The organism is Saccharomonospora azurea NA-128, assembly GCF_000231055.2.
Lineage (GTDB): Bacteria > Actinomycetota > Actinomycetes > Mycobacteriales > Pseudonocardiaceae > Saccharomonospora > Saccharomonospora azurea.
On sequence record NZ_CM001466.1, the window covers coordinates 871,377 to 882,402 of the forward strand.

The window sequence follows — 11,026 nt, forward strand, 5'->3', positions numbered from 1 at the left end:
GATCGGAGGACCAATGGAAGTCATGGCCTTTGTCGAGCCGCAGGTCGGCGCCCACTTCGACGACGTGCTACGGGTCGCGAGATCCGCTGAGGACGCCGGATTCGACGGGTTCTTCCTCGCGGACCATTTCCTGAAGAACGAGGAGTTCCTCAAGCCGAACCCCGGCGGACTGCCCGGGCCCACCGACGTCTGGTTGACACTGGCGGCTCTCGCGCAAGCGACCTCCACCCTGACCCTCGGCCCGCTCATGACGTCGGCGACGTTCCGCATGCCCGCCCTGCTCGCCATCGCCGCCGCACAGGTCGACCAGATGTCGCGAGGCCGGCTGCGGATGGGCATCGGTGCGGGCTGGTACGAGGAGGAACACCACGCCTACGGGGTCCCGTTCCCGCCCCCGCGCGAACGGTTCGATCGGCTCGAGGAACAGCTGGAGGTGATCACCGGGCTGTGGGAGACCCCGGTCGGCAAGACGTTCACCCACGTCGGCGCCCACTACACGCTGACCGAGTCGCCGGCACTGCCCAAACCGCACCAGCAGCCCCACCCGCCGATCATCATCGGAGGCATCGGACCTCGCCGCACACCACGCATCGCCGCGCGCTTCGCCGACGAGTACAACCTGCCCTACCTCGACGTCGACACCGCCTGCGCCCGCTTCGAGAACATCCGCTCCCTCTGCACGGAACTCGGCAGGGATCCGGACGAGGTCGTGCCGTCGGCCACTCACGCCGCGTGCGTCGGACGCGACGACGAGGAACTGGACCGCCGGGCGGCGGCCTTCAGCGCCGGGATCGACGCACTCCGGATCGGCGCCATGGCGGGAACGCCGACCGAGGTCGTCGACAAGATCGGACTCTGGAAGGAACGGACCGGCATCCAGCGGCTCTATCTCCAGCTGCAGGACCTCCGGGACCTCGACCAGCTGGACCTCATCGGTGCCGAGGTGCTGCCCCAGGTGAGATGACGTGCGTGCGCCCGGCCGCCGCGACGACGCGGTCGGCCGGGCGCGAGCCACGCGACACGGCAGGTCACCTCACGTCGCGGGCGGCTCCGGCAGACCCTGCACGATGGCGTCCTGGGGACTGGACGGCGGATACCCCGCCTCAGCCCTGATGCGCGCACCCCACTCCCGCAGGATCGCGACGAGTTCCCACAGATCCTCCCCCAGCGCGTCGACGATCGGCCTGCACTGGGCGTCGGTCGCGGACTCGATGCGCTCCCTCAGCGCGCGCCCGTGCTCGGTCAGTTCCCCGTCCACGACGAGGCCGCGCTCGTGCAGCCGCTCCTCCCCGGGGTCGAAGTCCGCGTCGTCCCACCCCTTCGACCGCCAGTACGACCGGGGCGGCATCCCCGAGTACAGCTCGGTGAGCAGCCCGAGTTCGACCGCGTCGACGCCGGCGGCCGTCCACGCGGCGGTGTGCGCGTCACCGCGGTACTCCCGCAGCATCTCCGCCGTGAGCCACAGCCGCCCCAGCGGGTGGTCGGGCGCGCTCTGCGCACGCAGACCCGCGAAGAGCGGTCTGCCTTCCGCACGAAGGTCCGCCGTGGCCCGTTCGAGCAACTCCGTCGCCCGGGAGAGCCCGTCCGGCTCCGGGCCCAACACTCGCTCCAGCTGGGCGAGAGCTCCGGCGTTACGGGCGGCTCGGATACTCGGTGCGTCCGTGAGCGACCAACCGTGTTCGACGGCCGGCACCACGACCGCGGGATTGAAGACTCCCAGGGCGGACGCGATGACCATCCCGGGAACCTGCCCCAAGCTCGAACCGCGGCTGCAGAAGTAGGCTGCCGGATCCGGAATGGACACCGAACCCCACACCGCGGCCGCGGCCGGGTCGGGGATCGGTCCCATACTCGGGGCGAACCCCAGCTCGGCGTAGGCGGCGTGACACTCCGGTGCGAAGAAGACCTGACCGGCCACCGGGTCCACCGCCGCCGCCAACCACCGCGACCGGACCGCCACCTCGTCCAGCGGGTCCAGCGAGTTTTGTGTGTCCTGTGTCGCTACCGCGATCTCGTCGCCGACACTCGACATCGATGTCCTTCCCTTGAGTTCGACCGTCACACCCGGGTGGCGTAGACGAGGAAGTAGCGCAGTTCCGCCGGGATCTCGGCCGACCCCACCGTCTGCGTCGTGAACCCGTGTCGGGCGAGCACGCTCACGACCGCGTCCAGCCTCCGGCCGTCGAGGTCCTGCACCTCGACCACGGCCTGCCGGATCCGAGGCCAGTCGCTGTCGTCGATCCCCGCCAACACGTCCAGCTCGGCGCCCTCGACGTCGACCTTCAGCAGGTCGATGGTGTCGATGTCGGGACGTCGCGCGAGGACGTCCGACAACCGCTCGACGGTGGCACTCACCTCGTAGCCCTGGAGTTGTCGTTCCGCCTCCTCCCAGCCCTGCCGTCCGAACAGCGGCTCGGCCAACTGCTGGGAGAGCCTCTTCTCGGCCGGGTAGCGGGTCGAGTTCGCCGGAATCCGGGGGTAACACGTGAAGACCACATTCTCCTCGCGCCGCTCCCCGAGCCCGACCGGATGCACCGAAACGCCGTCGCCACCGTGGGCCTGCAGGTTCTTGAGTAACGCGTGGCGGGTCACCGGGACCGGTTCGAACGCGAGCACTCGCGCATCCGGGACGAGGTGTTTGACGAACAGCGTGAACAGGCCCACGTGGGCGCCCGCGTCGACGACGACGGCTCCCGGCCGCAGCTCGATGCCGTGGGACAGGTAGTCCCGGGAGTTCCAGACCTCGGAGTAGATGAACTCGATCTCGGAGTACTGCTCGTAGTCGTGTGCCGGGATGTAGTAGTCCTTGCCGTCCGGGAGCCGGACGGTCTGCACCTCGGTCATGACGGTTCCTCCCTGTTCGCTGCCGTGAGTCCGGACCGGACGCGGAGTCGGCGACCTCACCTGTTCACGCGCTGGCCTGCCCCCTCTTCCGGAGTTCGTCGGCGCAGAGACTCCACATCTCGGCGCACCGTTCGGCCAGGACGCGCACGGCCTCGACGCTGTGCCCGGGAACCGCGTTGAGCATGCTGTGCCGCTCCTCGGGCACCATGGCCGCGAAACTCAACCAGCGCAGCAACGCCCGTCCCGCGTCGGTGAACCGCAGCGACGGGTCCTTCGACAACTGAGCCCACACGCCCGCGGTGTCACCGCTGCAGGGCACCTGCTCGACCCGGGGCGGTGCCACGACTTGCGTCACCGCGGACGTCGTCTTCGCGTGCGTGGCCGGACGCAGGCCGGCGGGTATCGGGCTCTCCCCACGACTCAACCGCTGCCGGACGTCCCTGGCGGTGCCCACGGACACTCCGGCTTTCCTCGCGACCGTCCGCAACGACGCATCGGGGTGAGCGGCGATCACGTCGCTGGCCCGAAGCCTGCCCTCCACCAGATCGACGGGCCGCACCTTGCCGTCGAGCCCGATCCGAGCGTTCAACTGGCTACTTTCCACGGTTGAACGCTTACGGATCGCACTCACCGTCCGGGCAGCCAGCCCGGTCCTCGCCGCGATCGCGCGGTCGGACCAGTGAGGGAACGACGCGATCACCCGCCGGGCGGCGGCTTCCCGTTCGGCCAACGACAGCGGGAGCCCGCGCGCGAGGTTCATCTGGATGGCGAGCAGAAAGGCCTCTTCGGGTGTCCCGTCGAAGAATTTGACCTCGATCTTGTCGAGGTTCCGCATTCGAGCCGCCCGCAATCGGTGCATTCCGTCGACGACCCGCATCGACGCCCGATGAACGACGATCGGCGGAATGACCGCCGTGCTTTCCGCGAGCGCGCGGACATGGGAAATGTCTTCACCGAACAATCTCGGCGAATCCGCCGACAGCAGTTCGTCTATCGACACCTCGACAGTCGGACTGAAAGAATCGGCGCCGGATACCGCATTGTCCGACGGATTCGACGAATCGCTTTTCCCGGATCTCACATAGTCGATCACCGAGCACCCGCCGCTCCGGAACCCCTCAGGTCCCTCGATCTCGGATCCTGTCGCTCTCGCAGTCCCGACCCCACGGTGTCCCCATCCCTCGTTCGACCGACACGACCTTCGCCACCTGTGCCTACCCGGCCCCCACCCCTGCGGTCAACCACCATTTCAAAGTTGAATTCTGATCTGACCCGACGTCGCGGGATGCGTCTCCATCGAAACCGGAACACGTCGGAACGAGGCTGTTTATCCAACACAATTCGGGCATGCCGGGCATCCCTTCGAACCAGCGCAAGAAGCGATTCTGAAAACCGCACTCTTCGCCCCCGACGGGCAACCTGGTCAAAGTCGATCTTCGAGGGATCGGTCTACCCTGTCAAGAGGTCGATCGGGGGCACCGCAGCGAGGGCAGCGAGGACACCGCTCCCAATAAAGGGGACACCTCAACTAAAACGACACAGCAGCCACCGCACACAATCACGCATCGTCAGCACGCGACCTGTACCACACGCCCTTTTTCTCCATATCTGCACCGATCGGGTGATCAACATGCCTGAGAGTGCTCGACCGACCGACAGCCGGACCTCCACAGCCCGACCGCGTCAGGCCAGCGGCGGCTTCGAGGCGGCCTGCGGCGTGCCGCCGTCAGCCGTCAGCACACTGATCATCCCGTTCGGTTCGAGGTAGGCGATCCGCACGCCCTCGAGCTCCTCGATGCCGTGCAACCGCAGGTGGCTCCGCACCTCGTCCGCCGTCATGAACTCTCGCTTCAACACCCGCCGGTTCAGCCGCCCGTCCTCGATGAGCAGCCGCGGCCGCGCCTTGACCAGGGCCGCGAAGCGCGGGAACCGGTACGCCGCCGCATCGACGGCCACGCTGCAGAACAGGATGGTCGTGGCGAGCAGTGCCGCGTCGGTGATGCTCTGCGAGTCACCGATGAGGCCGCCACCGACGGACTGCGCGATGAGCACGACGATCAGCACGTCGGTGAGCCCGAGCCCACCTGCCTCCCGTTGGCCGACGACGCGCATCAGCAACAACAGCACCAGGTAGATGACGAGTCCCCGGAGCACGAGTTCCAGCGGCGGTGTCTCCACCGCGAACATGCCTTTCCAATCTGCCATGGCACCGGTTACCCCCTCGGACACCACCGCAGCGCCGGACTTCGAGCCCTGACGTAGAGGTCGTGATACCCCTGCGTGACACCTCTCGGATGCCGGTCCTTCACTCGTGCGGACCGATCACCGGGACACGCCCAGGCCCGCGCCGGGCGACCCGCAGCAGCGCCTCGACGTCCAGGTGCCGCTCGACGAGGTCGGCGAGCAGATCGAGCCGCTGCTCGCGTCTGCGGGCGAAGCTGACGCCCGAGGCCGCGAACGCACGACCACGCGCCCGAGCGGCGAGGTCGAGCACCGCCCGCCCGGACTCGACATGGCGGAGCACTGACTGCGCCGGTCGCCACCGGGCTTGAGGAGTACGGGATTCATCGCGGGCTCGGGCACGGCCCCGGCGGCGAGCGCCTGGATCCACTGTGCACGACCGATCTCGGCACCGTCGGCACAGACCATCGAGTTGTTCGACATGTTCTGCGCCTTGAACGGGGCCACCGTCAACCCACGGCGGGCGAAGGCCCGGCACAGTCCGGTGGTCACAACGGTCTTGCCCGCGTCGGACGTCGTCCCGGCCACGAGCAACCGCGCCGTCCTCGCTTCGCGTGCGTCCACGCGGCGAGTACCGACGCGCAGCAGCGGCGAACGAGGGTGACGACGAGGTTGCGGTCCGACGGTCCGTGACCGCACCCACGATGCGGCCGAGTAGTCTCCGCTCACCTGGAACGATCACCGAGCGAGGAGCCCGGATGAGCACCGTGGGCAATGGTTCGTCACCTGGTTCGTCACCTGGCCCGACACCGGCGGCGGACGCCCGGCAACGACGGCGGGAACAGTGGGGCTGGTACTTCTACGACTGGGCGAACTCGACGTTCTACACGTCCGTGATCACCGTCTTCGGCGCGCTCTACATGAGCTCCGTGGCCGCGCTGGACGCCAAGTCGCATCCGGAACGCAACGGGCTCACCCCGTGCGTGGACGAGCACGGCGTGGACAACAACCTCGTCAACTGCGACATCAGCCTGCTCGGCCTCACCTTCCCCGCCGGCTCGCTGTGGGGCTACCTGCTCGCGGCGTCCACGGTGATCCAGGTTCTCATCCTGCCGATCACGGGCGCGATCGCCGACCGCAGCCAGAACAAAAAGCGCATGCTGGGCTTCTTCGCCTTCCTCGGCTCCGCGGCCTCGGCACTGCTGTTCTTCGTGTCGGAGGACCGCTGGGAGCTCGGCGTGGCGCTGTACATGCTGGGCAACATCGGGTACGGCGCGTCGATCGTCACCTACTACTCGTTCCTGCCCGACATCGCGACGCCCGACGAACGCGACGACGTGTCGTCCCGCGGGTGGGCGTTCGGCTACCTCGGCGGTGGCGTCGCGCTGGCCGCGCAGCTCGCGTTCTACCTCAGCCACGAGTCGTTCGGCATCAGCGAGTCGATGGCCGTGCGCATCTGCTACCTCACCTCGGGGCTGTGGTGGGCGCTGTTCACGATCATCCCCCTGCGGCGGCTCACCGAACGGCAGGCGCCGCACGGGCCGGAACACGGTGCGTCGGTCCTCAAGGCCGGGTTCGTGGAACTGCGCGACACCCTGCGCGCCGCGAAGGCGTTCCCGCTGACGCTGGCGTTCCTCGGCGCCTACCTGGTCTTCACCGACGGGATCTCCACAGTGGTCTCCGTGTCGGCACAGTACGGCTCGGAGGAGCTCAAGTTCGGCAACGAGGTGCTGATCGCGACCATCCTCGTCATCCAGTTCGTGGCCTACGTCGGCGGGATGCTGCACGGCCTGGTGGCCCGCCGCTGGGGCACGAAGAAGACCATCCTGGCGAGCCTCGTCGTGTGGATGGTCGTCGTCGCCAGCGCCTACTTCATCGAGGCGGGCCAGCAGTTCCAGTTCTACGCCGTCGCCGCCGGGATCGGGCTCGTGCTGGGCGGCACGAACGCCCTGTCCCGCTCCCTGTACAGCCAGATGATTCCCGCGGGCAAGGAGGCGCAGTACTACTCGCTCTACGAGATCGGCGAGCGCGGCACCTCGTGGCTCGGACCGCTGCTGTTCGCGGGCGTCGGCCAGGCCACCGGCTCGTTCCGGTACGCGATCATCGCGCTGCTGGTGTTCTTCGTCGTCGGGTTCGTGCTGGTGGCACTCATCCCGGTGCGGCGTGCCATCGCGGAGGCGGGAAACCCCGAGCCGTCGGTGCTGTAGTCGGCTTGCCGAGTGTCGCGCGAGAGCGACGTCGCCTACGGATAGGGTTCTTCGTCGTGACCGTTCTGCATGACGACGACAGCGATCCGACCGACGCGCTCTCCCCCGTCCCTGCTGCAGCGTGGCGCCGGGACATGCCGGTGACGGGCAGAGTCAAGTTCTGCTACGGCCCCATGGACTGCGGGAAATCGACGTTGGCCTTGCAGATCGACCACAACCTCGCCCGCCAGGGCAGGCAGGGTCTGCTGCTGGTCCGCCACGACCGGTCCGGGACGGCACAGATCAGCAGCCGGATCGGCATCACGCGGCGCGCACTGGAGGTCGAGGTCGACACCGACGTGCGCGCCCTCGTGCGGCAGGCCTGGGAGCGCGGCAAGCACGTCGACTACCTGATCGTCGACGAGGCGCAGTTCCTGTCGTCGGAACAGGTCGAACAGCTGACCGACCTCGCCGACGAGGCCTGCATCGACGTGTACTGCTTCGGCATCGCGACCGACTTCCGCAGCGAGCTGTTCGCCGGCGCGCGGCGGCTGTTCGAGCTGGCCGACGAACTTCAACCCGTTCAGGTGGAAGTGCTCTGCTGGTGCGGACGGCCGGGTCGGTTCAACGCGCGGGTACGCGACGGCGTCGTCCTGCGCACCGGCGACACGGTGTACGTCGCGGACACGGCACCGAGTACACCCGGAACGGGGTCCGTCGGTGAGGTGAACTCCGACACGACACGCTCGTCGACGGAGACGGCTACGGTGCGTTACCAGGTACTTTGTCGACGGCACTTCCGTCTCGGCGAGGTAGGTCCGGACGCGTCCGGACCGGGGCAGCTCCAGTTGGCCTGAACGGCCTAGCCGTCCTCACCCGAACGGAGGATGTGAAAACGGGGTGGTCGCTGTCGCGTCACAGCTTCTCGTGCAGCGACTCCCCTGAAGAAAGCAGTTTTTGACACGGGTGATGTAGTTCATCGCGCGTAACGACGGAGTAGTTGGGAATTCAACCTGCGGTCTCCGTCGTTGCACAGGGTGAGCAAAGCCCTGGCTCTCCTTCGGGAGCCGACCGAAAGGACCCATCATGGCCGACCGTGTTCTTCGTGGAAGCCGGTTGGGTGCGGTCAGTTACGAGACCGACCGCAATCACGACCTAGCCCCACGACGTACCGTGCGCTACAGGTGCCCGAAGGACCACGAGTTCGAGGTACCGTTCTCCGACGACGCGGAGATCCCCTCCGTGTGGGAGTGCAGGCTGCACGGCAGCGAGTCCGAGATCGTCGACGGCGGAGCGCCCGAACCCAAGGAGTCGAAGCCGCCCCGGACGCACTGGGACATGCTCCTGGAGCGGCGGTCGATTCCGGAGCTGGAGGAGCTGCTCAACGAGCGGCTCACCGAGCTCAAGAACCGCAGGGGGCGTACGGCGTAAACCGCGCTTCCACCCGTACGGAAACGAAGGCCACTCTCCTCGCCGGGAGAGTGGCCTTCGTCGTGTCGGCTGCCGGGGCGCGTCAGCGGCGAACCCGCTCACGCCAGGCCCGCACCTGGTCGAGGCGCCGCCGCAGCCCCCACTGCGCGACCTTGAGAATCGCCTCACCGATGATCGAGCCGTTCATCTTCGACTGCCCCACCTCACGCTCGGTGAAGGTGATCGGCACTTCGAGGATCCGGAAGTCCTCCTGCGCGGTACGCCAGGTGAGATCGATCTGGAAGCAGTACCCCTGGGAGGCGATGCGCCCCAGCGGCAGGCGTTGCAGCACCCGGCGGCGGTAGGCCCGGAATCCCGCGGTGATGTCGGAGACCGGGACCCCGAGTGCGATCCGCGAGTACAGGTTGGCCGCCCGCGACAGCAGTTGCCGGTGAGGCGGCCAGTTCACGAGCGCCCCGCCCGGCACGTAGCGCGACCCGATGACCAGATCGGCGTCGACCAGCGCGTCGAGCAGCCGGGGCAGGTCCTCGGGGGCGTGCGAGCCGTCGGCGTCCATCTCGACGACCGTGGCGTAGCCGCGTTCCAGCGCCCAGCGGAACCCCGCGATGTAGGCGGCGCCGAGACCGGCCTTCTGCGTGCGGTGGAGGACGTGCACGCGGTCGTCCTCGTTCGCGAGCTTGTCGGCGACCTCGCCCGTGCCGTCCGGACTGCCGTCGTCGACCACCAACACGTGCACCTGCGGCAGCACCGTGTGGAGCCGACCCACCAGTGGCGGGAGATTCTCCCGCTCGTTGTAGGTCGGGATGATCACCAGCACCGGGTCGGTCTCATCCGTGTGCTGTGTGCCCTCCGCCATGCTGCTCCCCTTCTGTCGCGTCTGCGCGCATTGTGGTCCTCATCGAGTGCGACCGGAGCACGAACCCGGCGACCACTGCGGCGAGCGCGGCCCCGACCAGCGCGTACTCGGTCCACGCACCGAGTCGATCCGACAGCGTAGTCTGCTGGCGCAGGGGCACGTCGGCGACCATTGAGGTGGCCGTGTACAGGCTGGTCGAGCGCATCACCTCGCCGTCCGGCGCGACGATCGCACTGATGCCGCTGGTGGCTGCCACGACGACCGCCCGGCCGTGTTCGACCGCCCGCACCCTCGACATGGCGAGCTGCTGGTGGCTCATCTCACCCGGTCCGAACCACGCGTTGTTGGTGGGTGTGACGAGCAGCTCGGCACCGGCGAGCACGTTCTCCCGCGCCACGTAGTCGTAGGCGACCTCGTAGCAGATGACCGGCCCGATTCGCGTGCCCGCGACGTCGAGGGCGGCGGCCTCCTCGCCCCACCGCATGTCGCGGGTGTCGTCGACGAACGGGGTGAACCAGCGCGCGATGTCGCGCACCGGGACGTACTCGGCGAACGGCACCAGCTCGCGCTTGGTGTACTGCCCGGTGATGCCCTGCCCGGGCTCCCAGACGAGCGTGGCGTTCGCCGTGAGGTCGCTGCCGTCCGGCCGGTGGAGCGAGCCGACCAGCATGGGCACGTCGAACTCCTCGGCGAGCGCGTCCAGCAGCGGGTCACCACCGCGGACGTCGGTGGCCGTCTCGGGCCACACGACGAGATCCGGGCGCGGGACCGCGCCGGAGCGGATGTCCTCCAACAGTTTCGCGCTCTCGGCGAAGTGGTTGGCGCGGATCTCCTCGCGCCTGCCCAGCAGGCCGATCCCCACGTCGGGGGCGTTGCCCTGCACCACGGCGACCGTGCGGGTGCCCGACTCGGGAGCCGTCGGGATGGTGGGCCAGGTCGCCAGCCCCGCGACCACGGGCAACACCACGGCGAGCGCGGGCGCGACCCACCGGCGGCTCGGCCGGAGACCGCCCTCCCGCACCCGCACCACCAGCTGCGCGAGCCCGAACCCGGTGACGAGCACGGCGAACCCGAGCAGCGGCGCCCCACCGAGCGAGGCGAGGGACAGGTAGGCGCCCTCGGCCTGGCTGAATCCCACCCGGCCCCAGGGGAAGCCGTTGAACGGCCAGCGCAGCAGGACCGCCTCCTGCAGGAGGAACACCAGCGCCTGCCACACGGGCGCACCGGGCAGCCTCGACACGACGGGGAACAGGGCACAGGCCAACGCCACGAAGACCGACAGCACCGCGGTCAGCGCGAGCCACGGCGCGGGCCCGAACTCCTCGCCGAGGAAGTCCTGGATCCACACGAGGTGCGCCAGATTGAACGCGACGCCGAACACCAACCCGTAGCCCGCGGCACCCCACCCGCCGCGTCGGTGCAGGACGAGCCCGAGTCCAGCGAAGGCGAACGGCACCACCCACCACCACGAGCGGGGCGCGAACCCCGCGTGGAAGAGCAGTCCGGAGCCCGCGGCGAGCGCGAGGCG

Annotated in this window: 12 protein-coding genes and 1 pseudogene; 5 read left to right on the forward strand and 8 right to left on the reverse strand. The window is 68.6% G+C overall.

What is annotated here, in order from left to right:
- Nucleotides 1-13 precede the first annotated feature (13 nt).
- Nucleotides 14-964: a TIGR03560 family F420-dependent LLM class oxidoreductase gene (locus SACAZDRAFT_RS03870; RefSeq protein ID WP_005438887.1), complete on the forward strand. Its 951-nt coding sequence runs from the start codon at nucleotides 14-16 to the stop codon at nucleotides 962-964.
- Nucleotides 965-1,033: 69 nt separating this feature from the next.
- Here the strand turns inward: SACAZDRAFT_RS03870 and SACAZDRAFT_RS03875 are convergent, their stop codons facing one another.
- From SACAZDRAFT_RS03875 to SACAZDRAFT_RS03885, 3 genes are all read right to left on the reverse strand, one after another.
- Complete coding sequence (locus tag SACAZDRAFT_RS03875; RefSeq protein ID WP_005438889.1) at nucleotides 1,034-2,032, reverse strand: SCO6745 family protein; 999 nt, start codon at nucleotides 2,030-2,032, stop codon at nucleotides 1,034-1,036.
- A gap of 26 nt (nucleotides 2,033-2,058) precedes the next feature.
- A complete protein-coding gene (locus tag SACAZDRAFT_RS03880; RefSeq protein ID WP_005438891.1) occupies nucleotides 2,059-2,844 on the reverse strand; it encodes an FkbM family methyltransferase in 786 nt (261 codons plus the stop codon).
- Between the two features lie 64 nt (nucleotides 2,845-2,908).
- Nucleotides 2,909-3,679, reverse strand: a complete 771-nt coding sequence (locus SACAZDRAFT_RS03885; RefSeq protein WP_005452339.1) for a hypothetical protein — start codon at nucleotides 3,677-3,679, stop codon at nucleotides 2,909-2,911.
- A 70-nt stretch (nucleotides 3,680-3,749) separates the two neighbouring features.
- On the opposite strand from SACAZDRAFT_RS03885, the gene SACAZDRAFT_RS23655 reads away from it, so the two are divergent.
- Nucleotides 3,750-3,929, forward strand: a complete 180-nt coding sequence (locus tag SACAZDRAFT_RS23655; protein WP_232286447.1) for a hypothetical protein — start codon at nucleotides 3,750-3,752, stop codon at nucleotides 3,927-3,929.
- 598 nt (nucleotides 3,930-4,527) lie between these two features.
- Here SACAZDRAFT_RS23655 and SACAZDRAFT_RS03890 read toward each other — a convergent pair.
- From SACAZDRAFT_RS03890 to SACAZDRAFT_RS22315, 3 genes and pseudogenes are all read right to left on the reverse strand, one after another.
- Entirely contained in the window at nucleotides 4,528-5,031 is a 504-nt protein-coding gene (locus SACAZDRAFT_RS03890; protein ID WP_005438894.1) for a DUF421 domain-containing protein, read from the reverse strand.
- Between the two features lie 118 nt (nucleotides 5,032-5,149).
- Entirely contained in the window at nucleotides 5,150-5,368 is a 219-nt protein-coding gene (locus SACAZDRAFT_RS23125) for a hypothetical protein (RefSeq protein WP_198283954.1), read from the reverse strand.
- Nucleotides 5,341-5,619: pseudogene (locus SACAZDRAFT_RS22315) on the reverse strand (nucleotide-binding protein); the annotation flags it as partial. The gene SACAZDRAFT_RS23125 and the pseudogene SACAZDRAFT_RS22315, both read right to left, overlap by 28 nt.
- 164 nt (nucleotides 5,620-5,783) lie before the next feature.
- Between SACAZDRAFT_RS22315 and SACAZDRAFT_RS03905 the strand changes: the two are divergent.
- The 3 genes from SACAZDRAFT_RS03905 to SACAZDRAFT_RS03915 all read left to right on the forward strand — a co-directional run bounded on the left by SACAZDRAFT_RS03905 (nucleotide 5,784) and on the right by SACAZDRAFT_RS03915 (nucleotide 8,642).
- The gene (locus SACAZDRAFT_RS03905; protein WP_005438897.1) at nucleotides 5,784-7,232 is read left to right on the forward strand and encodes an MFS transporter; all 1,449 of its coding nucleotides are present in this window, start codon (nucleotides 5,784-5,786) and stop codon (nucleotides 7,230-7,232) included.
- Nucleotides 7,233-7,288: 56 nt separating this feature from the next.
- Entirely contained in the window at nucleotides 7,289-8,068 is a 780-nt protein-coding gene (locus SACAZDRAFT_RS03910; RefSeq protein ID WP_005438899.1) for a thymidine kinase, read from the forward strand.
- A 229-nt stretch (nucleotides 8,069-8,297) separates the two neighbouring features.
- Entirely contained in the window at nucleotides 8,298-8,642 is a 345-nt protein-coding gene (locus tag SACAZDRAFT_RS03915; protein ID WP_005438902.1) for an RNA polymerase-binding protein RbpA, read from the forward strand.
- An 82-nt stretch (nucleotides 8,643-8,724) separates the two neighbouring features.
- Here SACAZDRAFT_RS03915 and SACAZDRAFT_RS03920 read toward each other — a convergent pair whose 3' ends face one another.
- Nucleotides 8,725-9,498 (reverse strand): polyprenol monophosphomannose synthase, encoded by a 774-nt coding sequence (locus SACAZDRAFT_RS03920; protein ID WP_005438904.1) that lies wholly within the window; start codon nucleotides 9,496-9,498, stop codon nucleotides 8,725-8,727.
- Nucleotides 9,470-11,026: apolipoprotein N-acyltransferase (lnt, locus tag SACAZDRAFT_RS03925; protein WP_005438908.1), on the reverse strand; the 1,557-nt coding region annotated here is incomplete at its 5' end. The genes lnt and SACAZDRAFT_RS03920, both read right to left, overlap by 29 nt.